This is a genomic window from Deltaproteobacteria bacterium (assembly GCA_020848905.1).
GTDB lineage: Bacteria > Myxococcota_A > Polyangia.
Window position 1 is genome coordinate 488,598 of sequence record JADLHG010000042.1, and the last position, 21,214, is coordinate 509,811.

Genomic DNA, 21,214 nt, shown 5'->3' on the forward strand with positions numbered 1-21,214 from the left:
CACACTCTACGTCAACGCGCCGGCCAGCCGCAGCACCTGCTCGAGGTCCGCGCGAACCCTCCCCGACTCCAGCTCGTAGTACTGCCGCAACACGGGGAAGAGGTCGCGGTTCTCGAAACCCGAGAGCAGTCGCATCGCGCCGCTCCGCAGCGGATCGGGCTCCTGGCGCAGCACCTCCACCAGGAAGTCTCCCGCCTCGAGGGAGGGGATCCGGCCGATGCTCTCCAGCGCCGCGCTGCGAACCTCCGGATCGCGCGACTCGCGGAAGATGCGCACCAGCGGGTCGAAGGCGTGGTTGAAGTGCAGCCGCTCGAGTCCCTCGAGAGCCGCCCGACGCACCTCCGCGTCCGAGGAGGCGAGCCCGCGTCCGAGCACGACGAAGGTCCGCTTGAAGAAGAGGTAGCGGGTCGCGCGCATCACGCCGCGCTGGACCAGGGTTCCGGACTGCTCAAAGAGGCGCTCGAGCGGGCTCAGGACGGGGTAGATCTGCAGGTCCCCGAGGCCCTCGGCGATCGCCGCCAGACCGGCCGGATCGTCCCCCCGGCCGTCGAGGAGGTCGAGAAGCAGGGTCAGCGCGCGACGCCGCACGATCTCCGGATAGCGTGTGTCGCCCACCACCGGGGCGCAGATGGCCTCGGGCGCACCGTCGTCCTCCCACTCCACCAGGTCCATGTACCAGATGTCTGGATAGGCGTGCGCCTGCCGCAGGTACTCGGGGAACGCAGGCGGGGCCTCGACCGCCCGCGGCGCGCCGCGGTAGCGGCCTGCGATGACCCGATACCGCTCGGCCTTCCGGTGCGAGAGCGGAAGAGCGGCGAGTCGCGCGTACGCCTCCCCGACACCTACGTAATCTCCCAGGCCGTTGAAACACTCGACCGCGGCCAGGTACGCGTTCTCGGCCATCTCGGCGCCCCGCTGGTCGCGCACGCACTTCTCGGCGGCGGCCATCCAGGTCTCTGCCGCGGCCCGCAGGTAGTAGCGGTCGTAGATCAGGCCCGTCCGGACGCAGTAGTCCGCCGCCTCGTGGTACAGCGAGGCGGCCGCCTGGAATTCCTCCCGTCGAGAGGCCTCGCGCAGAAAGTCCTCGTAGTACTGGAGCACGTAGTACTTGAGGTGGTCCTCCTTCAGGATCCGGATGCAGTTCAGGTATCCCTCGGCCAGGTTCTCGAAGGCCCCGCTCCGTCGCCCCAGCTCGAGGAGGATCTGATAGCAGTCGAAGGCCCGCTCTCGTCGCCCCTGCGTCTCGAAGAGGTCCGCCGCCTCCTCGAGCAGCCGCTGCGCCTCGACGAGGGTCCGCCGTCCCCCCTCGTCCCCGAGCCGGAGCTCGCAGGTGCCGAGGTTGAAACAGACCAGGGCCGCCTCGTAGGGAGCGGCGCTCAATCGCGTGTCTCCGAGGAGCCGCCGCCAGCAGCGCCTCGCGTCCGCGTACGGGCCCGCGCCACCGTCCGTGGCGGCCCGAAGCCTCTCACCGCACCCGTTGCAGTGCATCGCATACGGGGGGCTCACCGTGCCGCACGCGGCGCAGGGTGCGGACCGGCCCGTCTCGCGCTGTGCGTCTCCTCCGCGCTCGAAGGCGATCGCCGCGTGGACCAGGGCTCCCGCCTCCTCGTAGAGCCGCGCCGCCTCCAGGTACTCCCCCTGCTGCTCGAGCACGCGGGCCCGGTCGACCCCCGGGGCCTCGCCGAGAAGCCCCATCGCCTGGTCGAAGCGATGCAGGTACAGGAGCACGTACGCCGCGGCCCGCCGCTTCCCCAGGCTCACGAGCGCCGTCGCGAGCCCCGAGAGCCAGTCGTCGTAGGCCAGGTCGGCGGTGTGCGCCGAACCGACCACCGACCGGTAGAGGCCCGCCGCCTCCACGAAGCGACCGCGCTCGAGGAGAGAAGCCGCCTGACGTGCCGTGGCGTAGACGTCCACCCTTGCCCTTACCCTTCCGCTCCAGCGCGGGCCGCGGCGCTCCCGGCCAGCGCATCGCTCGCGTCGTCCACGATCTGTCGCGCGCGGTCCACGGAGCTGCTGCGGCTCCGCAGGGTCTCGGCCTCCACGATCTGGTACCGGTGCAGGCTCGGCAGGTACTCGAGGTGCAGGGGAGACGAGGGCAGGATGAAGACGCCGTAGAGGAACGCCGCTGCCGCCAGCTCCTCGATCAGCTCGACGCCGACGTGACACTGCCCGTGCGTAAGGAGATACAGGACCACTGTCCGCCGGTCCTGGCGCCTCAGGCGGCGCAGCTCGCCCACAAGCTGCCGGAAGACGCGCGCGTAGTTGCGACCGCGCTCCGACCGGAAGCAGAGGAGGTGCGGCACGGCGGCCTCTCCCCCCCCGACCACGCGCACCGCCTCGTAGAGCCGGCTGTCAAAGAACCGAAAGCAGACCTCGTGCCCCTGGAGCGTGAGCTTCTTGATGAGCGTCAGGGCCACGCCTCGGGCGAAGATCTCGCGCTCCCCTCGCATCGAGGCGCTGGAATCCACGAGCAAGTAGTGGAGCTGACGCTCCTCCGTGCGCTGCTTCTCGTGCCCGTAGTAGTAGAGCTCGTGGTCCGCCAGCTTCTGCTCGAAGATGTCGTCGTCGTAGGCCAGCTCGCTCATCACGACCGAGTCCACGCTCCCCCGGCGCTCGAGGCTCGCGTACCCGTCCATGGCGAGGGTCTGGACGCCGGTCGGCCTCCGGGTCTCGAGGACCGACGGGAGCAGCTCCATGGAGAAGTTCACCACGCCGTTCGCCTCGGGCGAGGAGAAGACGTTCAGCAGATCCGCCAGATCCAGCACCGCCCCCCCGCCCTGGTGCTGAAAGAGCGAGAGGAGGCGCAGCGTGTCCAGGTCGATCTGCTCGAGCGCCGTCAAGACGTAGAGCCGGTGCTCCACGAGGTGCACGACGAGCGAATGGATCGGCCCGAGGTCGTACGCTGAGGTCTCCTGGCCCGCCGCGCGGGCGAGGGCGCCCGGGTCCAGCGGCAGGAGCTCGGACTTCACCCAGCTCCGACGCGCCGGCCAGCGACTCTGAATCGCGCGCAGCAACTTGCTGAGGAGCACCGCCACGAGGTCGTCGCGCAGCCGCCAGCCGGCCCCCCTTTCGCAGAGCTCGCTCTCCGCCACCTGTTCGAGGAGGCGCGTGTAGCCGGCGAGCTCTCCGCGCTCCCAGGCCGAGCCCGGGCTCTCGGCGAGCCGCCGGATCGCCCCGCTCCCTACCCCCGTGAGGAGCAGCCCCAGGTCGTGAACCACGAAGAGCGGGAGCGGGACCCCGAGCCGCACGAGGCCGTTGTGCCATCCCGCGACGCGGAGGAGCGCCATGCCGCTCGGAGCCTTGACCCGGCAGAGCGCCAGCGTCGAGAGCTGCCGCTCCAGATAACTCCGCCGCCCCTCCCCCCCCGCCACCGTCATCGGTCGATCAGGCGAACTTCGAGGAGGAAAAGACGCTCTCGAGAAGCTGGTCCACCTGGACCACCATCCTCCGTGCGGCGTCGCTGTCCAGCGTCTGCAGCGCGCTCTTGATCTCCCCGAGGTTCTTCAGCTGCGAGAAGAGCTGGATGTCGCTCAGCGTCTCGCCCCGGGTGAGCAGGTCGCGAATGAGCTGCAGCTCGCCGAGGAGCTCCTCCAGGCCGGCCTGCGGCCCGATGAAGCGTCGCTCCTGCGGGTGCTCGCGGTAGTACCGGTCCACCACGGGAGCCACGATCTGCTCGAGCAGGTCCGCCTGGTCCTGGTTGTTCCAGATGTGGCGCAGCACGAAGAAGTCCGCGTCGCACGGCTGCGCCCGACCGTCGAGGAGCGCGGAGGCCGCGAAGAGCTTGGTGAGCTTGATCGTCCGTCGGTCACTCAGGCTGATCCCCTCGGAACGGATCTGAAAGACCAGCCCCTTGTAGGTCGCCAGGAATTCCTCCGAGAAGGTCATGTACGAGGGGAAGACGCGCCGCAGCTCCATCAGCTCGTCGTGCCCGAGCACGGGGCTCAGCCGGTCGAGGCCCCCCTGCAGCTGCATCAGCTCCTGCTGGATCCCCCGCCCGAGGAGGGCGTGGAAGTGGTAGGAGTCCAGGTTGTCGCTCCGCACGCGCAGCAAGAAACGGTCGAAGACGGCCTGCAGGTTCTCGTCGTTCGGCGTCTCGTTCGAGGCGCCGAAGACGGAGAGGAGCGGGCAGCGCAGGACGTGGCGACCGTTCGCGTAGACGCGCTCGTTGAGCAGGGTGAGGAGCGAGTTGAGGATCGCGCTGTTCGCCTTGAAGACCTCGTCGAGAAAAACGATCTCTGCCTCGGGAAGCATCCCCTGCACGCGTCGCGAGTACTCTCCCTGGCGAAACGCGGCCATGTCCACCGGCCCAAAGAGCTCGTTCGGCTCGGTGAAGCGCGTGAGGAGGTACTCGAAGTAGCGGGCCTCGATCAGTCGGGCGAAGGTGCGCACCATGGCGGACTTCGCCGTCCCCGGCGGGCCCACCACGACCATGTGCTCCCCCGCGAGCACCGCCACGATCATCAGGCGAACGGCCTCCTGCTTGTCGAGGAAGGTGCGGTCCAGCACGCGCCCCACCTCCTGCACGCGCGCGACGAGCTGGAGACGCTGTTCGACCTGCGGGAGTTGTGGGCTCATCGCATCGCTTCCAGGGCGGCGCCCAAGTCGGCCGCCAGTTGTCCCGCCGCCTCACCGAACGCCCGGTCGCACTTGCCGACCCACTCGCGGTACCGCCTGCCGGCCGCAGACCCCCCGAGCTCCGGAGGCGTCAACCCGCAGCGCTGGCCGGCGACGGCCACGGAGGACAGCGCGCGCGCGGGTTCCGTGGCCGCATCCACCGACGGGGGGTCGCCCGCCAGACAGACGCAGGCGAAGAGGTACTGTATCAGTCCCACGAGGAGCCGCAACGCGCCTTCCGGCGGCAGCTCCGAGGCCTCCCGACCGCGCGCCGAGGCCGCGCGGTGCACGAGCTCCCAGAAGTCCGCCGCGAGCGTCGCCTCCACCTCCGGCAGCCCGAGCGCCAGATACGTGTGCGCGACGAGCCGCGCGAGACGGCGACCGCGGAGGAGCCGGACCCCGTCCATCCAGCGAAACGGGGGCGCCGGGCGGAGCGGCGTGACCAGCGCGGTGAGGGGCGACGCGGAGAGCAGGAGCGACAGCAGCCGGTGCTGCACGGGGGAGAGCGCGGACTCGAGCCAGCGGACGGTCGTACGGCGCTCCTCGACCTGCCGCACCTCGCGCCACCGGAGGAGACGCGCCGGCGGCTCGGCCCCCTCGAACGAGCGCGTCCCGGCCCAGAAGTGGATCTTCACGTCGGTGCGCACGAGCTCTATCACCCCGCGCACCAGACTGTGGCGCAGCACCGCCTCCTCCTCGCGCTCCACCGGCGGGGGACCGAGACACGCCGCGGTGAAGCGTTCGACCCGGGCGACGCCGGACGAGCTCGCCCTCCAGGTCCGCACCGAGGGGTGACTGAGAAAGAGCGTGTTATGGATCCCGACGAGCAGCTTCCAGTCGAGCTCGTCGAGCGCGGTGTCGAGCGGGTAGAGCCACAGCTGCCCGACGATCTGCTGGCGAGCCGCGTCCAGCCGCGCCGCGCCCTCGGTCCCGTCGATCGGGGCCCGCACGAGCGCTTCGAGGTCCTCGGCGTCCAGCGGTTCACCCACGTGCACCTCTCCCCCCGCGACCAGCGGCCCGGCGAAGCGGTTGAGGAAGTCCTCGGCCCACATCGCCTACTCCCCCGAGCCCCCGGTGAAGCCCCAGAGCGGGAACCACCCCACGGGTTCGTTGGCGATCACCGGCGTCGGACGCGCCTCCTCGGCGGTCGGCGTCGGACGCTCCGGCGCGGCGAGTGTCACCGGCGCCAGGATGGCCCGGGCGAGCGGCTGGAAGGCCGCGCGCGGGAGGCGCACCACCGTCGCCCCCTCGCGCTCGAAGAAGTGCACCACCTCCGCGGAGCCCCCGAGGTGCTGCACGAGGACCTCGGGGTGCACCTTCGGCAGGAGCTGATACCCGAGAGGGACGAAGATGCCGGGCGCCGCCGCGTAGTGCTGCTCGCCGAGGGGCACGAAGTCGACTCCCCCCTCGCGCAGCAGGTAGACGGCGCTCTCGGTGCGACAGACCGTGTAGCTGGCAAGCACCGGCGGGGGCAGCAGGTAGACCAGCTTCTTCAGCCACCCTTCCTGTCCCGACGGAATGCGGGACGCGGAGACACGGGGCGTCGCTCCCGCCGCCACCACCAGGCGCAGTGGCACCGACACCCCGTCGGCCGGCAGCGGACGCAGCTCCCGCGTCGGCGGCCGCTCCGCCACCGGCCCGAGACGCACCAGGCTACGAGCAGCCACGTAGACCGGTTCGCCCTCCACCACCTCGAGGCGATCTCGCCGCCCGGAGAAGAGGTAGTAGCGCCCCTCGCCGAAGATGCTCGCGCACGAGGAGAGCTCGACGGGATGTCGATACCCGAGCTCCACCGCGGCCCGCTCCGCGCGCTGGCGGTAGAGCTCCACGCCGGGGAGGCTCCGCAGGATCCCGAACATGCGCGCGGGGAGTCCCTCCACGCGCAGCAGATAGAACGGCCCCTCGGCGGCCTCCGGCCCCGAGCCCTCGCACGCCGCGGCCTGGCACGGCACGTTGTTGCGGTGCAGGTAGCCCAGCACCGCCGGCCACAGCCCTCGCACCACCCGCACGATCAGCCGTTCGTTCGCGCCGAGCTCCTCGCCTCGGTCGGGCAGCACCGAGAGACCAAGGACGAGCTGCGCGACGGAAAGGTCTCGTTCTTGGGCATAAGCCTGCACGAACTCCGCCGCGTAGAGGACGAAGTCGCCGCCCCCGGCGTGCAGGCTGTCCACGTCGTAGCCGAGAGGCGCCCGCGGGTCACGAAACCGGACGAAGTGTTTGTTCGTGCCCGTGAAGACGAGCCCTCCCACAAGCCGGCCTACGGCCGCGACCCCGTCGGCCGAATGGGAGTTGGTCACGGGGACTAGCACCAGGAACTCGCGACTCGCGAGCGGCGTTCGAAGCTGGACGACCCGCAGGGTTGCCAGGATCTCGTCCAGGCTGATCGCCTCCGACAGCCCCCGCAAGAGGCCGACGACGCGATCGACGGAGGGCAAGAGCACAGCGCAGAAGCGCCCGAGCGCGACGCCGCGCGCGTCGGAGACGAGCCCGGGCACGACGTAGCGCGTCTGGTGGGGGGCGACGTGCTCGAGCATCCGGCACCGAGGATAGGGCACCTCTCCGGGAAGCCGCAATGCCGAGGGCTCCCCACCCCGAGGAATTGGGTTAAAGTCGACGGTGCCGATGGGCTTCCTTCAGCGTCTCCTCTCGCCGGACTACCGCAGAGCGCTCGCTGCCGAGGCTGAGGGCGACTACCTCGCGGCGGCGCGCGCCTACGCGCTCTGCGGCGAGATGGGCAAGGTCTCCGACATGCACCTGGCCCTGGCGCGGCAGGAGGCCACGCTGGACGGCCGCGTGCGCTGTCTCCGCCAGGCGCTCTCCTTCGCGTCCGAGGACCCGCCGCGGCGGATCGCCGTCCGGCGGCTGCTCGGCGCCGCTCTGCGCAGCCGCGCCGAGGAGCAGGGGGGCGCCACGGTCGCAGCGCACGAGCTGCTTCGCGAGGCGGCAGAGCTCTTCGATGCGGGGGAGAGCTGGATCGACGCCGGCGAGTGCCACGAGAGCCTCGGCGACCGGGAGAGCGCCGCGGCGGCCTACGCCCGCGCCGGCCTGGTGGATCGCGTCGAAGCGCTTCTCGGCGAGCAGGAGGAGCAAGACGCTCGCCGTCGCACGGCGGAGAGCCGCTTCAGGGACCACGAAGCCCTCTGGCAGGCCGGCAAACGTCTGGCCGCGCTCCGCGCCCTCACCGAGTGCGTCGCGGCGGCCGAGGAGAAGGGCGAGTCCCGTCGCCTCCTCACCGAGCTCGAGCGACGCGTGCTCCGCTCCCACCGCGTCTGCCTGGGTCTCGCCGAGCGCCGCTACTGGATCCTGGGGCGTCTTCCGCTGACCCTCGGACGCGACGCCGATTGCGACCTCGTGGTGCGCGGCCCTTCGGTCTCTCGCTGTCACGTGCGCCTCGACGCGGCGGCCGAGGGCTTTGTCGTCGAGGATGCGGGGAGTCGGAACGGCACGACGCTCGGCGGAGTCCCGATCGGCGGTCGCGTCCCCCTCCCCTACGGTCCCGAGATCGGCCTCGGCGAGAGCTGCGCCGTGCGCGCCTCGCCCGTCGAGGATCACCCGGGCATCTTGCGCCTCGACGTCGTCCGTGGACTCGACGCCGGTCTCGTGGCCTACGTCGCTCGCGCACCCCTGCCCCTGGCGGAGCTCGACCCGCTCCTCCCTGCGCTCGAGCTCGGCTTCGTCGAGGGGTGCCCTGTGGTGCGGTGCGCCGGCTCTGTCGTCCTTCGGCTGAACGGGTCGCGCGTCACCGACCGCGCGGAGCTCGCGCGCGGCGATCTCCTGGAGGTCGACGACCGACGCGTCGACGTGTTGGAGGGATGACCGAACCACCGCGGCCTTCTTTGCTCTCCCGCCTCCTCGGCTGGCTATCGCCCCCGGCTGGCGGGACCGAGACGGACGGTGAGCCCCCAGCGGGCCAGGCCTCGGGCGCGCCCCTGCCCTCCGCCGGCGCGCCCCCGGCCCTCGACGCCTCGGAAGCGGGTCCGCCCGCCGAAGAGCTCGAGCTGGAGCGCCGGCTGTCTTTGGCCCCCGGCCCAGGCGTCGCACCACCGAACGTCGCCGAGCTCCTCCAGCTCGTCGAGGCCGTGGAGACCCGTGGCCGCCCACGCCAGGCGCTCGAGCTCTTGCGCCGCGCCAGCCATCGCTTCCCCGGCGAGCCGTTTCTCCGGCTCCGCCTCGCCGCGCAGCTCGATCGCCGGGGAGAGCGGGGAGAAGCCGCCGCGCTCCTCGTAGAGCTCCTCGAGGACCCCCGCACCGCGCCACACGCGCACTTCCTCCTGGCGGAGCAGAAGGCCCGCGAGTCCGACCTCGCCGCGGCGCTCGAGCACTACGAGCTGGTGCTGGCCTGGGACTTCGCCTTTCCTCGCGCTCGCGCCCGGGCCGATGCGCTTCGCCGCCAGCAGCCACGACCCTCCGCGAGCGCCGACGCCACGCTGATCGCTCCCGAGGAGCTCAGCGAGCTGAGGCGCTTCCTCATCGAGCGCGAGGTGGGTCGCGGCGGCGGTGGCACCGTCTACGCCGCGCTCGATCGCAGCCTCGGCCGGCCGGTGGCGCTCAAGGTCTTGCACCCCTCCGTCGCAAACCGGGCGCACGACCGAGCCCAGCTCTTCGCCGAGGCGCGCCTCGCGGCCGCGCTGGCACACCCTGGCGTGGTGACGATCTACGACCTGGACGAGGCGAACAACCTGGTGGTGATGGAATACTGCGCCGGCGGCACCGTGGCTGCGCTCCTCGCGGAGGGCCGAGTCGCGCTCTCGGTGGCGCTCGACTGGATCGCGCAGCTCGCGGAGACGCTCGGACCGATGCACCGAGCGGGCATCGTGCACCGCGACCTCAAGCCGGAGAACCTGCTCTTTAGGGAACGCCCCCGACGGGGTGCCGGCCGCATCCTGCTCACGGACTTCGGCATCGCGCACGCCGGGGACTCCCCCCAGGAGACCGACGGAGCCGTGGGCTCGCGCGCCTACATGGCTCCCGAGCAGTGGCAGGGCGAGGCGCCCGACCCCCGGACGGACCTCTACGCCTGCGGAGTCCTCCTGGCCGAGGCGGTCCTCGGCCGCGCGACCCTCGACCGACTGCGGCCCGCCCCGGGTCTCGGCCTGCTCGAGCCGGCGGCGCTAGAGCCAGCGCTCGCCGGCGTGCCGCCGCATCTGTCGCCCCTCCTCCTCCGCCTGCTCGAATCCTTGCTCTCTCCCGAACCGAACGATCGGCCCCCGGACGCGGCGGCGCTCGCTGGCGAGGTGGAGCCCCTCCGCCGCGAGGCAGCCCGGGCCGAGAGCGCCGAAGCGCTCATGATGGAGCTCGAACGCTTCGCCGGCCCGCCCCCGCGCGACGAGGAGGTCGAACGCTGGCTGGCGCGGCACACCGAGGACGCGGCGCGAGAGGGCTAGACCCCCGCCGAGGCCCTCGGGCGTCGATTGCCGCCGGGCTCTGGCGTCCTCCCGCGCGCCGGCGTAGGCTGCGCCAACTGGCCGGAGGTCCTGATGCGCCTACCTGCATTGCTGCTCACCGTTCCCTTCTGCTTCGCCTGCACCAAGCCCGAGGTCATCACGGCGCCCTTCTCGGACGCCTTCGACCGCCCCGAGCTCGGAACCGCGTACTTCAACACAGGTGGGCCCTACGAGCTCAGGGACGGAAAGCTCGCCGTGAAGGGCGCCTACAACCACCCCCTCTGGCTCAAGAAGCAGCTCCCGCGGGACGCCGTCATCGAGTTCGACGTGACCTCGAAGTCGCGCGACGGCGACATCAAGGTCGAGGCCTGGGGCGACGGCCGAACGCACGCCACCGACAAGGGGGCCTACCTGGCGAGCAGCTACGTCTTCGTCTTCGGAGGCTGGGGCAACACCATCTCGGCACTCTGTCGGCTCGACGAGCACGGGGCGGATCGCAAGACCCGTTCGGACGTGAAGGTGGAGACGGGGCGGACGTATCGCTGGAAGATCCAGCGCAAGGGGCAGAAGGTGGAATGGTTCGTCGACGGCAAGCCCTTCTTGTCGATGGACGACCCGGTACCGCTCGAAGGCGAGCGGCACGCTCATCTCGGGTTCAACAACTGGGAGTCCGAGCTGCAGTTCGACAACCTGAAGATCTCGCCCTGGTAACCCCCCGGCCGGGCGGAAAGTTGCCCGCCTCCTCTCGCCCCTCTACCGTCGATGGTCATGCGAACCGCGAGATCGCCCCGTCCCTCGGCCCGGGCGGACCGGCGAAACCGACGCGAAGAGAGTACCGAGCGCCCCTTCTGTCGCGTGGCGCTCGTGCCCCCCGTCCTGCAGGCCAGCGCGCGCGACCTCCCGCCCCCGGAGGCCCAGAGCGAGCTCGTAGGCGATGCGCTCGCGCAGCTCGAACGCGTGCGTCAGCTCGTCACGAATCTGCCCGACCTGCCGGGCGGAGACCGGGCCGCCGTGCTCGCGCGACTCGCCGGCACGGCCGACGACCTGCGGACCCTGTTCTTCCTGGACGCGATCTACTGAACGCCGCCGGCGACCGCCGGGAGCTGCGTGGTCGCTTGCCCCCGCGCCTGGAAGCCGAGGAGCGCCTCGATACGCACGAGGGGGATCCGTTCGACCCGCCCCTCGTGGAGCTGCGGCGCGCCGCCCTGGACCTTCTCCAGCAGCTGCAGCCCCCGGAGGTCGCGTAGGGCCTGCGACCCAACGCGCTCGAAAAGGCCCTGCGCGAGCCCGATGGCCGTCAGCACCTGCTGCCCGTCACGACGCCCGAAGAGGACCACCTGCTGACCCGGGCGAGCCTTCGGCATCCCCTCCACGTGCATCCCCTCGTCCCCGATGACGCCGCCCAGCGTACGCAGGACGACCACGGCGCTACACGCACCCTTCAGGCAGCGCGCCACGCGTACCTCGTGGTCGGTCACGATCATGCCGCCCACCCGACGCGCCATACTCCGCACCACCTGACCATCCACCACCACCTCGGACGCACGCGCCAGCTCTTCCACCGAGAGCTCTTGCACCACGGTGGCCCCGGCCCGAAACGGGGCGAGGAGCAGCAAGGCGGTCACGACCAGCCGGCGCCGACGGAGCGCCAGCACGCCGGCAAGCAGGGCCAGCCACCCGTAGCCCGGACCCGCGCCGCGAGCGCCGACCGCGCACCCGCCAGCCGCCACGGGGTCCGCCCCCTCGTCGGGAGCCGGAGCCACTTCCCCGGACGCCCCCGGCGTGGGCGCGCCATCGCCCGAGGACTGCGCGGAGAGCTGCTTCGGCGGCGCGACGGGAGCGGCCTGCCCTCGCCGACGGCGATTGATCTCCTCGACCAGCGCGGCGATCCCCGCCCGGTCGTCCGCCGAGAGGCCGCGCTTCTTCGTCTCGCCCGGCGGCGTATCCGGATACATCGCCGACTCGGCGTGCGCAGAATCGTGCGCCATCCCGAAGAAGTGCCCCGCCTCGTGCGTCACCACGTTCTGCACGTCGAACTGCCCCTGATTGGACTTCGGGGCCGTGGCCCATCGGTGATGCACGGCGTTCAGCAGCACATCGGCGTCAGAGACGAAGCCCGTGGAGGCCTTGTAGCTCGACACCGTCATGGCCACGACCTCCTTGCCGTAGGGCCAGTTCGCCGTGACCCACCGCACCACGTTCTGCCCGTCGTTCCCCGCCTTCGTGGCTCCCCCGGCCATTCGGTCCACGACCCGCACCGGCACGCCCGCCGAGGTCCACGCAGCGAACCCTGCACGCACCGCGTCAGCAGCCCCGGCCAGCGTGGGCACGGCGGAGACGTCGATCACCACCTCGACCTGTTCCTGGCTCCAGATCAGGACCTTCCCGTCGCTGCTCTTTCTCAGGTTGTAGCTCTGGGCCACCTCAGTGTGCGCCAGGAGCACCACCGCCACGACGACCATTCCTGCCACCCTGCCAGCTGGATTGGTCGTCATGGGCGAAACTCCCTGCGGTCCCTGATGGCCCCATCGCCATCTGTGCCGCAGGAATTAGTATGTTCGACGACTATTTTTCATTCAAGCATTTTTTTTTGTAACCAATCTCGCATTTGACTCTTCCCACCCCAGCATTGACGGGCACGACCCCGGAGCGGTAAGTAGTCACGTCCCGCCGGCTCGAGCCGGCGGCGGTGCCAGCCGGAGTGGCGGAATCGGCAGACGCGCGGGACTCAAAATCCCGTGCCCTTCGCGGGCGTAAGGGTTCGACCCCCTTCTCCGGCACCTCCCCAAGACCACATCACCTGAGAGGAGCGAGCCATGGCCTGGAAAGACCTCACGAGCCTCCACAAGCTGTCGGTCGCGCAGCTGGAGGAGATCCTGTCGCTGTCCGTGGAGATCAAGCGGCATCCGGAGCGGTACCGTTCGGCGCTCGCCCACCAGACGCTGGCGCTGATCTTCATGAAGCCCTCGACCCGGACGCGCGTCTCCTTCCAGACGGGCATGTTCCAGCTCGGCGGCCACGCGCTGGCCATGGGGCAAAACGAGCTCCAGATCGGTCGCGGCGAGAGCGTCGCCGACACGGCGCGGGTCCTCTCGCGCTACGTGAACGGGATCGTCGCGCGCGTCTTCTCGCACGACGACATCGAGCAGCTCGCGAAGTACGCCTCGGTCCCCGTGATCAACGGTCTCAGCGACCTGCTACACCCCTGCCAGGCCATCTGCGACTACCTCACCATGCGCGAGCGCTTCGGCGACATCCGCGGCCTGCCCGTGACCTACGTGGGCGACGGCAACAACGTGGCTCATTCGCTGGCCTTCGGCGCGGCCAAGCTGGGCGTACACCTCACGCTCGCCACCCCCGAGGGCCGCTACCAGTGCGACGCGCAGATCCTGGCCCAGGCGCGCGAGGACGCGAAGGCGACGGGGGCGCGCATCGACGTGGTTCACGACCCCGTCCGCGGAGTCCAGGGGGCCAAGGTGGTCTACGCCGACGTGTGGACCTCGATGGGGCAGGAGGCCGAGTCGGCCCAGCGGCTGCGAGACCTGCACGACTACCAGATCAACGCCGCGCTCTTCGGCAAGGCCGACAAGGACGCCATCTTCATGCACTGCCTCCCCGCGCACCGCGGAGAGGAGGTCACCGACGAGATCTGCGACCACCCCCGCTCGGTCATCTTCGATCAGGCCGAGAACCGCCTGCACACGCAGAAGGCCGTGCTGGTCCTGCTCATGGGCCGGAAATAGCGCCCCGCTCCCCCGCCGGCGGCGGAAACCAGATCCATCCGTCGTCCTCGAAGACCTCCCGGTCCCGCTCGGGGAGGGTCCAGCCCTCGGTGGCCCAGAGGTAGCCCGTGTAGGCGCAGAGCACCGCGTCGAAGCAGTGGTCGTTGCTCAAGCACCCCTCGCGCCACACCTCGAAGCGCAGCGAGTGCGACAGCTCCTCGAGGAGCTCGGCCCGCGTGCGCCAGGTGTCCACCTCGCGCTTGTAGCGTCGCGCCCGGTCGGCGCTGAAGAGCGCGTGCACGGTGGCCTTCGGATACACCTCGATGAGGTTCGCGTTCAGGCGGAAGTGCCGCTCCAGCGCCCGGCGCAGGTAGTGGGCGCGCGCGGTCAGCGGGCCCATCCCCTGGCCGAGCGTCTCGCGCGGGGTGATCCCGTGCTCCCGCTGCAGCACGACCTCGCAGGCCCGCTGCGTGTAAGGGGTCGTGGCAGGCTTTCCGTTCGGCCCTCCCGCGTCTTGCCCCCGCACCAGCGGATCGCCGCGCTCGCGGAACCAGCGCACGACCCTGTCCTCGCACGCGCCGAGCCCGACGCATTCGGGCAGACGGCAACGCACGCACACGGTCGGGACCAGCGGCGCATCGATCGCCACCAGCGCCGCGTCGCGATGCGCGAGGAGGAACGCGATGAGCTGCTCGTCGTAGTACGGCTCGCCGTCGGGCGTCCGCGTCCCGACGTAGCGCACGCGCACGGTCTCCCCCTTCGCCTGGAGGAGCGCCACTGCCGTGTTCTTCCCCTTGCCTCCGCCGAGGTCCACACCGACGAAGGTCGTGAAGGGTCTTGAAGCGCGCGCTCTCATGGGCAACGTAGTGTAGCAGCTGTGGCGAACGGGCCCCGCAGGAAGGATCCCCGGTCGCTACCTCAGGGCGTGGAGCGGCTCGGTCGGCTGGTTCTCCACGGGATCCTCGACCTCGTCCTCCTCGGCGAGTTCCGCCAGGTCGGACTCCGTCAGTCCCCCGTCGCTGCGTCGCCGAAACGGCCGTCGCGGGTCTAGCTTGCCTCGGCTGCCGTTCAGCTCCGCGCTTCCCCGGTCACGAAGGTACTCGAGGAACACGCGCGCCGAGTGCAGCTCGCCCGCGGGGAGAACGTCCACGAGCGACTTCACCTGCTTGCGGAGCACCTCGGCGGGCCCCTCTCCGGTCGAGTTCACCCTGGGCAGCGGATCCACCGGCTCCGGTGGAAGCTCCACGTTTCCCCACGGCGGTGGCGGATCCGGCTCGAGGTCCCGCGACTCGAACCACCGATTGACGTGATACCGCAGCAGGTCCGCGCGATGGGTGAACCACCGTTCGCGCTCCGCCGGGTAGCTCAGGAGCACGTCCTTGAAGCGGCGGAAGGCGCCCTTGCCGTCGATGGACACCAGGAGCCGGTCCCGCAGCGCATCGTCCTCGACGGTGACCACGAACCGCTCCATCCAGCGGTACTGTTCCCGCGAGGAGGCGGGGTCGATCTTGACGTACCGGTCCGGCTGATGGAGGAGGAGCTCGCGCTTCTCGGCATCTTCCGGCGCCCCGTCGAGGACGACGAGCACCTCCCCCGTCACGCGGTCGATGTAGCTCGTCAGGCCCGGCGAGTTTCGCTCGAAGGCCGTCTCCACGTCGGGCCAGTTCACCTTGATCGACACCATCGCAGCGCTCTTCCGCGGAGGGGCCGTGTCCCTCGATCTCGAACCGTCCAAGGATACTGCCCCGCGAGCGGCATTTCAAGCGCGCCACAGCGCAAGACATCGAAATCTCGTCGCAATTCATCATTGACACGACCCCCGAAGCCCGTAGAATAGCCTGCCCGTGTGGCCGCCCTTCGCACGTCTGTCATGCGCGAAAGCGAGGCTTCGTCAATCCTGACCACGGGCGTGAAGTTCGGACGTACGGAGGTCGATGCGTGGCACGAGTAACGGTTGAAGATTGTCTCGAGAACCTGGGGAATCGCTTCGCGCTAGTCATCCTGGCGGCAGCCCGCGCCCGCGACCTGAGCAAGGGAGCCAGAGCGCTCGTCCACTGCGACAACAAGCCCGCCGTCACCGCCCTGCGCGAGATCGCGGCCGGCAAGGTCCGCTTCACGGAGGACGTCCGCTCCGTCGTCGAGGTGTACCTCGCGGAGACCAAGCTCGTCGAGGCGAAGACCCGCTCCTGAGCCCTCGGCGCGTCCTTGACCGCGCTCCCCAGCCCACCTTCGAAGTGCCCATGAACTGGATGCCCGTCCGTCGACGATGGGCGCCCTGGGTCGCCCTCGTGCTCCTCGGAGCCTGCGGGGGACGCCGAGAGCTTCGGGCAACCGTCGGTCGAGCGCCGGCGCCTCGGCTCCGGCCGATTGCGCCGCACACGGGACGCACGGCGCACGCCGCCGCGCCCGACTGGTTCCGACTCGTCGAGCGGCTCGCGGATCGCCGAAGCCTCGCTGCGTCCTTCGAGGCGGCGCGCTACACGTTGCCCCCGCACACCTTTCTGCTGGCCGCGCGCGTCGTCCCGGGGGTCGGTCAGCCCGCGTTCCAGTACTTCAGCCTCGGGGACTCGGGGTTCGTCTACTCGCCAGGACGGTACTGGCCCGCCTCCACGGTCAAGCTCATGACCACGGTCGGGGCCCTCTGGACGCTCCACAAACACGGTCTTTCGGGTGCCGCGAGGGTCGCGTTCACTGATGCCGAAGGGCGCTACTCGGGCACCGTACGCGAGCTTTACGACAAGGCGCTCGGGCTGAGCACGAACACCGAGTACAACCGGCTCGCGCTGATCGCCGGCTTCGACGCCCTGAACGAGGAGTACCTGCGGCCCGAGACCGGCCTGCCTCGCATGGTGCTCCAGCGCAGGTACGGCAAGCGGATCCCGGGCGCCACGCTACGCGTCTCGCCGGAGATGTCCTTCGAGGAGGGGCCCCGCCGCGTCACGCTCCCGGAGCGCGCCGGACGCGGCAGCTATCCCGAGTGCCCGCAGCAGGGGAACTGCGCCACGCTGTTCGAGCTCCTGGAGGTGCTCCGGCGGGTCATGCTGCACGACGAGCTCCCCGAGGCGAGTCGCTTCCCGCTCGGCCGTGCGGACCGGCTGCGCATCCGGGCGTTGCTCCGCGGCACGCCGGAGAAGCTCGAGCCCGGCGCCTCGCAGGCGCTCGAGCATCCGGTGCAGATCTACAACAAGGCCGGCCGCTACCCGGGGGACGATCATCTGGACGTGGCGCTCGTCGTGGACGCCGTCACGGCCGAGCGCTTCCTCATCGCCGTCTCGGTCCGCTACGGCAGCCTGAAGGAACCCGACGCCGTCTCGCAGGGACACCTCTCGGACCTCGCCCATCACACGCTGCGCGCCCTGGCCAGGCGCCCGCGCGCCCTCGCCCTCCCTACGGATCGGCCGCTCGTGCAGGAGGCGGCGGGAGAGACGATCTCCGTGCACGCCGCGCAACACGGCGCGGATCCGCTCCGCTATCGGCTCTGGTTCGAGGTAGAGACCGTCGAGCAGCTGAAGGTCTGGGTCGGCCCCGAGGCTCCGACGCTCCTCCGACGCACGGGGCGTGGGTTCCTTCTCGAGCACCGTTTCGCCCGCTCGGGAGACCTCCCGGTGGCGCTGCTCGGGCTGCGCGGCGAGAAGCCGGTGGCCTACCGTGCAGTCGAATTGCACGTCCCGTGAGGGACCTGCGCGCGGCCTCTTGCTGAAGGGGCTCTTCTTCGATTGATCGTTTGGTTGGTTGGTCGGTCGATCGGTCGTCGGCGGCTACGCGGCCCAGCCCACGACGATCTTCAGGTAGTTGCTCTCGGGGAAACCGGAGACCGAGGGGAAGTCGGGAGGCTGCCCGACGCGCTCCACGGCGACGAGGTCTCGACCGGCGTCGGCCGCTCCGCGGGCGAGCGCGCGGTCCAGCTCCACCGCGCTCACCTTCGACGCGTTGCAGGCGCAGAAGAGCAGGCCGGGACGCTCGAGCACCGCGAGCGCGGCGGTCGTCAGCTCCGCATAGTCCTTGATGGCCGTGAAGGTCTTGCCCTTGGCCGTCGAGAAGGTGGGGGGGTCGAGGATCACGAGATCGAAACGCTGGCGACGATCCGCCAGGCGGGCGAGCGTGGCGAAGGCGTCGCCCGTCACGAAGGTGTGCCGGCCGTCGTCCTCGCGGAGCCCGTTCAGCTCCAGGTTGCGCCGGGCGCGGCCGTGCGCCTTGGACGCCGCGTCGACACTCGTCACGGAGCGAGCCCCGTGCGCCGCAGCCACCACCGAGAACGCCCCGGCGTACGAGAAGCAGTTGAGCACCGACCGCCCCGGCGAGAGCCGGCCGACCGCTGCACGCCCGAGGCGCATGTCGGCAAAGAGGCCCGTCCCGAGGGGCGCCGTCACGTCCACGGCGAAACGCAGCCGCCCTTCGGCCACCGCGACCTCGGGCGGCGCCGCGCTCCCCGCCACGAGGGTGGCACCGGGCCGTGCACGCCCGGCGGGCGGTGCCTCGTAGCGGCGCTGGACGTAAACGCCGAGCGGCCGCCATTCCGCCACGAGCGCGGCCACGAGAGGCTCGAGCCAGTGGTCCGCCACCGAAGCGTAAAGCGAGATCACGAGGTAGGCCCCGTACGCGTCCACCGTCACCGCAGGAAGGCCCTCGGCATCCCCGCCGAGGACCCGGAAGCAGGACTCCGGGCCGAGGTCGAGCAGGCGCCGACGCATCCCCGCGGCCCGCGCGACCACGCGTCGAACGTGAGCCACGTCCAGGTTCGCCCCCCGTTCGCGCGAGAAGACCCGGAGGACCAGCGCCCCCTCTGCCCCGGCCACCGCCCGTCCGACGAACCGGCCGTCGGCATCCACCACGTCCACCGCCGCCGGAGGCGCCACCGTGACCCTGCGGCCCTGCAACGCGTCCTCGAAGATCCACGGATGCCCGTCCCGGACCCGGCGCGCCACCTCCTCGGGTATCCGCACCACGCCCTCGCGCCGCTGCGGCACGGCTCGACGGTCTTCCGGCTGTCCTCTTCCTTGGGGGCGACGCATCGGCGCACCATACTCGAGGCCCGCGCTGGGGCCAAGGCCCACCCGCGGACGGGCCGACGACCGCCGGCAAGCCAGCAGATTCGCAAGTGCTTGACAGCGATCCGAATGCTATGCCAAACGGGGGCGGGCTGAGAGGTGGGGGTGCAGACCCCGCGCCCCATCGAGAAGGTGTCACGTGCAGTCGCTCGTCGGGAGCACAGTCGGCGGATATCGCCTGGTCCGGGGGCTCGGTACGGGCCCTCAAGGCCAGACCTACGCGGCCGAAGATCAAGGGGGCCGCGCCGCCGCGGTGAAGGTCCTCCACGGCCCGCTCTGTCTGGTGACGCAGATCGAGGCCTACTGGGCGCAGCAGCAGGCGCTGGCCGACCTGGCGCACCCGCACCTTTCGGTCCCCTCCGTCGGGGCGTGGGCCAGCAACGGGCGCTTCTTCGTGGCGCGCGAGCTGTGGCCCGGCATGGACCTGCACGAGGTTCTCTCCCGGCGCGCGCGCCTGCCGGCCAGCCAGGTGCTCCTCATGGCCGGTCAGGTCTGTCTGGCGCTCGAGGCCGTGCACGCTCGTGGGTACGCGCACGGGGCCTTGAAGCCGCGGAACATCCTGCTCGTCACGCGAGGCCGGGACGGAACGCGCCCCTCCACGCGCCTCGCGGACTTCGGCACGGCGTTCCTCCTCCCCGGCGCCCCCGCAGCGCCCGACCAGGCCGGATCGGCCGCCTTCGCGGACCCGGCCTATCTGGCCCCCGAGCAATTCGAAGGACGGGGTGGCACCGCCTCCGACATCTTCGCCCTGGGCGTGATATGCTGCGAGGCGATCAGCGGGCGTCGGCCATGGGTGGGCAGCTTCGAACAGATCGCGGGGGCGCACGCACGCGCCGAACGGGAACTCCCCCCCAACGTGCCGCCCGGGTTCGACGCGATCCTCGCGCGGGCCCTGGCGCATCGGCCGGAGGACCGGTTCCGCAGCGTCGGCGAGCTCCGCAGCGCGCTGGAGGCCTGGGCAGCCACGAAGCCATCTGCGCTGGAAGAGCCGCCGCTGGACCTGCTCTCCAAGGAAAACGGGCCTAGCGGTGTCGCTCATGGACAGGACCGATCCCCGGAGGACACGGTCAGGGTTTCCCTAGAGGATCTGTCGAAGGTCATCGAACAACGGGTGGTCTCGGATTTTTTCGGCGAAGCCGTGACCAATCCACGCGCAAAGGAGTCCGCGACGGTGGGCACGACGGAAAAAAGAGAGGAGCTCATGCCGGCGATGGCGGGTAGCGAGGGAAAACGTTCGGAAGAGGAAGAGCTCGCCGCCCTGGCCGAACAGGCCGCTGCGCCGCTGCGGAGCGCGCGCAAGTCGGGGCCAGCCGAGGCCGTGCCGTCCGCAACGCGCTCTGGAGCCGGCACCAAGTCCAGCCCCGCCCCGGTAGTGGAGGCGTTCGTCGACGAGAACGACGAGGTGGTGGAGCTTCCGCAGGAGCGCTCCGTGCGCGCGTTCGTCGCGAAGCTCTCCCCAACCATCCCCCCGACCGAGGCCCGGGCGGCCAAGGCCGCCAACGGGGAGTCCCTCGACGCAGCCCTCGACCGGTTCGTCATCGAGGCCAAGTCCTGGAGCAACGCGCTGCCGCGGACCGCCTTTGAGGATCAGCAACTGGCGGAGCTGGCGCGCATCCCCGTGGCCGCCCCCGCTACGCCCCCGCCGGGAGCCGCCATGCCGACGCCCGCCGCGAGCGCAGCTCCGATGACGCCCGCCGGCACCGCGCCGGCCGTGGAAGCTTCGGCGACGGCGAAGAGCTCCCCGTCCGTGGCTCCCCCGAGCCGCGTCACGGCCGCTCCGCCCCTCGCCGCGACGGTCGCCACGGACCGCGTCCCGGCCGTGACCGCGACCCTCCCTTCGCAATCGCCTCGCCGTTCCCTGCTGGGAGTGGTGCTGATCTCGTTTCTCCTCGGTGGAGGTCTGGTCCTGCTCGGCGTGAAGCTCCTCATGAAGTCCCCGGAGCCGCCGGCCACTCCGTCCGCGGGGACGAGCGCCGCGGCGTCGCCCTCGACCGCGCCGGCTCCCAAGGAGGGAACCGGGAACGCGCCGGCTCCGGCTGCGGCCGGAAGCCCTTCGGCTGGGACAGCGACCCCCGCTCCGGGAACCGCGGCTCCTGCGGCCGCGGGGAGTGCGGGCGAGACCGGCGGTGCCGCAACAGGGGCGGCCGACGCGACGGCCCCCGCCCCCGCCGCAGAGGGAACGGCCAAAGCCGCGGCGACCGCGCCCGAGGAGAAACCGGAGGCCAAGCCCGACGCCAAAGAGGCCTCGGCCGAGGGGAGCGCCGCCGCCGAGGGAGCTCCGCCCGCACCGAAGACCGAGGAGGCGGCCCCCCCGAAGGCCAAGGTCGCCAAGGTCAGAAAGCCGCGCCGCGCCGCGGCCCCTCGCCCCGCCGCTGTCAAAAAGCCGGCCGCGAAGGCGAAAAAAGGTTCCGGCGACTGGGTAGACCCCTTCTCACAATAGGCGAAC

At 71.0% G+C, this 21,214-nt stretch carries 17 protein-coding genes and 1 tRNA gene; 9 read left to right on the plus strand and 9 right to left on the minus strand.

From position 1 onward, the window contains the following. Positions 1-6 precede the first annotated feature (6 nt). The 5 genes from IT371_19110 to IT371_19130 are packed head-to-tail and all read right to left on the minus strand — an operon-like array spanning position 7 to position 7,148. Positions 7-1,914, minus strand: a complete 1,908-nt coding sequence (locus IT371_19110) for a HEAT repeat domain-containing protein (GenBank protein MCC6749784.1) — start codon at positions 1,912-1,914, stop codon at positions 7-9. Between the two features lie 8 nt (positions 1,915-1,922). Next, a complete protein-coding gene (locus IT371_19115; GenBank protein ID MCC6749785.1) occupies positions 1,923-3,377 on the minus strand; it encodes a hypothetical protein in 1,455 nt (484 codons plus the stop codon). 7 nt (positions 3,378-3,384) lie between these two features. Beyond that, positions 3,385-4,575, minus strand: a complete 1,191-nt coding sequence (locus tag IT371_19120; GenBank protein MCC6749786.1) for an AAA family ATPase — start codon at positions 4,573-4,575, stop codon at positions 3,385-3,387. After that, positions 4,572-5,666 carry a hypothetical protein gene (locus tag IT371_19125; protein ID MCC6749787.1) on the minus strand — a complete coding sequence of 365 codons (1,095 nt, stop codon included), beginning with the start codon at positions 5,664-5,666 and terminating at the stop codon, positions 4,572-4,574. The genes IT371_19120 and IT371_19125 overlap by 4 nt, the downstream gene beginning before the upstream one ends. A 3-nt stretch (positions 5,667-5,669) precedes the next feature. Further along, a complete protein-coding gene (locus IT371_19130) occupies positions 5,670-7,148 on the minus strand; it encodes a hypothetical protein (GenBank protein MCC6749788.1) in 1,479 nt (492 codons plus the stop codon). A gap of 88 nt (positions 7,149-7,236) precedes the next feature. On the opposite strand from IT371_19130, the gene IT371_19135 reads away from it, so the two are divergent. The 4 genes from IT371_19135 to IT371_19150 all read left to right on the plus strand — a co-directional run bounded on the left by IT371_19135 (position 7,237) and on the right by IT371_19150 (position 11,078). Then, positions 7,237-8,430 carry an FHA domain-containing protein gene (locus IT371_19135; GenBank protein ID MCC6749789.1) on the plus strand — a complete coding sequence of 398 codons (1,194 nt, stop codon included), beginning with the start codon at positions 7,237-7,239 and terminating at the stop codon, positions 8,428-8,430. Further along, complete coding sequence (locus IT371_19140) at positions 8,427-9,998, plus strand: protein kinase (protein ID MCC6749790.1); 1,572 nt, start codon at positions 8,427-8,429, stop codon at positions 9,996-9,998. The genes IT371_19135 and IT371_19140 overlap by 4 nt, the downstream gene beginning before the upstream one ends. A gap of 93 nt (positions 9,999-10,091) precedes the next feature. Continuing rightward, positions 10,092-10,709, plus strand: coding sequence for a hypothetical protein (locus IT371_19145; GenBank protein ID MCC6749791.1), 618 nt, complete (start codon positions 10,092-10,094; stop codon positions 10,707-10,709). Between the two features lie 57 nt (positions 10,710-10,766). Beyond that, entirely contained in the window at positions 10,767-11,078 is a 312-nt protein-coding gene (locus tag IT371_19150) for a hypothetical protein (protein MCC6749792.1), read from the plus strand. Here the strand turns inward: IT371_19150 and IT371_19155 are convergent. Further along, a complete protein-coding gene (locus tag IT371_19155; protein ID MCC6749793.1) occupies positions 11,072-12,493 on the minus strand; it encodes a matrixin family metalloprotease in 1,422 nt (473 codons plus the stop codon). The genes IT371_19150 and IT371_19155 overlap by 7 nt on opposite strands. A 200-nt stretch (positions 12,494-12,693) precedes the next feature. On the opposite strand from IT371_19155, the gene IT371_19160 reads away from it, so the two are divergent. Both IT371_19160 and argF read left to right on the plus strand, forming a co-directional pair. Further along, positions 12,694-12,778 (plus strand) — tRNA-Leu (locus IT371_19160). 36 nt (positions 12,779-12,814) lie between these two features. Beyond that, positions 12,815-13,741 carry an ornithine carbamoyltransferase gene (gene argF, locus IT371_19165; protein MCC6749794.1) on the plus strand — a complete coding sequence of 309 codons (927 nt, stop codon included), beginning with the start codon at positions 12,815-12,817 and terminating at the stop codon, positions 13,739-13,741. Here the strand turns inward: argF and IT371_19170 are convergent. Further along, positions 13,725-14,576 carry a DUF429 domain-containing protein gene (locus IT371_19170; protein ID MCC6749795.1) on the minus strand — a complete coding sequence of 284 codons (852 nt, stop codon included), beginning with the start codon at positions 14,574-14,576 and terminating at the stop codon, positions 13,725-13,727. The two genes, argF and IT371_19170, sit on opposite strands and share 17 nt — an antisense overlap. 57 nt (positions 14,577-14,633) lie before the next feature. Further along, positions 14,634-15,404 (minus strand): hypothetical protein, encoded by a 771-nt coding sequence (locus tag IT371_19175; protein MCC6749796.1) that lies wholly within the window; start codon positions 15,402-15,404, stop codon positions 14,634-14,636. Between the two features lie 254 nt (positions 15,405-15,658). On the opposite strand from IT371_19175, the gene IT371_19180 reads away from it, so the two are divergent. Both IT371_19180 and IT371_19185 read left to right on the plus strand, forming a co-directional pair. Next, entirely contained in the window at positions 15,659-15,910 is a 252-nt protein-coding gene (locus IT371_19180; GenBank protein ID MCC6749797.1) for a DNA-directed RNA polymerase subunit omega, read from the plus strand. Between the two features lie 50 nt (positions 15,911-15,960). Next, on the plus strand, positions 15,961-17,394 hold the full coding sequence (locus tag IT371_19185; protein ID MCC6749798.1) for a hypothetical protein: 1,434 nt from the start codon (positions 15,961-15,963) through the stop codon (positions 17,392-17,394). An 84-nt stretch (positions 17,395-17,478) separates the two neighbouring features. Here the strand turns inward: IT371_19185 and IT371_19190 are convergent, their stop codons facing one another. Next, positions 17,479-18,732 (minus strand): class I SAM-dependent rRNA methyltransferase, encoded by a 1,254-nt coding sequence (locus IT371_19190; GenBank protein MCC6749799.1) that lies wholly within the window; start codon positions 18,730-18,732, stop codon positions 17,479-17,481. 175 nt (positions 18,733-18,907) lie between these two features. Here IT371_19190 and IT371_19195 point away from each other — a divergent pair, with 175 nt between their 5' ends. Further along, positions 18,908-21,208, plus strand: coding sequence for a protein kinase (locus tag IT371_19195; protein MCC6749800.1), 2,301 nt, complete (start codon positions 18,908-18,910; stop codon positions 21,206-21,208). The last annotated feature ends 6 nt before the right edge of the window (positions 21,209-21,214 follow it).

Excerpts from the sequence above, each read along its gene's own strand:
- IT371_19115 (MCC6749785.1), bottom strand. The coding sequence starts at position 3,377 with ATGACGGTGGCGGGGGGGGAGGGGCGGCGGAGTTATCTGGAGCGGCAG.
- IT371_19120 (MCC6749786.1), bottom strand. The coding sequence starts at position 4,575 with ATGAGCCCACAACTCCCGCAGGTCGAACAGCGTCTCCAGCTCGTCGCG.
- IT371_19125 (MCC6749787.1), bottom strand. The coding sequence starts at position 5,666 with ATGTGGGCCGAGGACTTCCTCAACCGCTTCGCCGGGCCGCTGGTCGCG.
- IT371_19130 (MCC6749788.1), bottom strand. The coding sequence starts at position 7,148 with ATGCTCGAGCACGTCGCCCCCCACCAGACGCGCTACGTCGTGCCCGGG.
- IT371_19135 (MCC6749789.1), top strand. The coding sequence starts at position 7,237 with ATGGGCTTCCTTCAGCGTCTCCTCTCGCCGGACTACCGCAGAGCGCTC.
- IT371_19140 (MCC6749790.1), top strand. The coding sequence starts at position 8,427 with ATGACCGAACCACCGCGGCCTTCTTTGCTCTCCCGCCTCCTCGGCTGG.
- IT371_19145 (MCC6749791.1), top strand. The coding sequence starts at position 10,092 with ATGCGCCTACCTGCATTGCTGCTCACCGTTCCCTTCTGCTTCGCCTGC.
- IT371_19150 (MCC6749792.1), top strand. The coding sequence starts at position 10,767 with ATGCGAACCGCGAGATCGCCCCGTCCCTCGGCCCGGGCGGACCGGCGA.
- IT371_19155 (MCC6749793.1), bottom strand. The coding sequence starts at position 12,493 with ATGACGACCAATCCAGCTGGCAGGGTGGCAGGAATGGTCGTCGTGGCG.
- argF (MCC6749794.1), top strand. The coding sequence starts at position 12,815 with ATGGCCTGGAAAGACCTCACGAGCCTCCACAAGCTGTCGGTCGCGCAG.
- IT371_19170 (MCC6749795.1), bottom strand. The coding sequence starts at position 14,576 with ATGAGAGCGCGCGCTTCAAGACCCTTCACGACCTTCGTCGGTGTGGAC.
- IT371_19175 (MCC6749796.1), bottom strand. The coding sequence starts at position 15,404 with ATGGTGTCGATCAAGGTGAACTGGCCCGACGTGGAGACGGCCTTCGAG.
- IT371_19185 (MCC6749798.1), top strand. The coding sequence starts at position 15,961 with ATGAACTGGATGCCCGTCCGTCGACGATGGGCGCCCTGGGTCGCCCTC.
- IT371_19190 (MCC6749799.1), bottom strand. The coding sequence starts at position 18,732 with ATGCGTCGCCCCCAAGGAAGAGGACAGCCGGAAGACCGTCGAGCCGTG.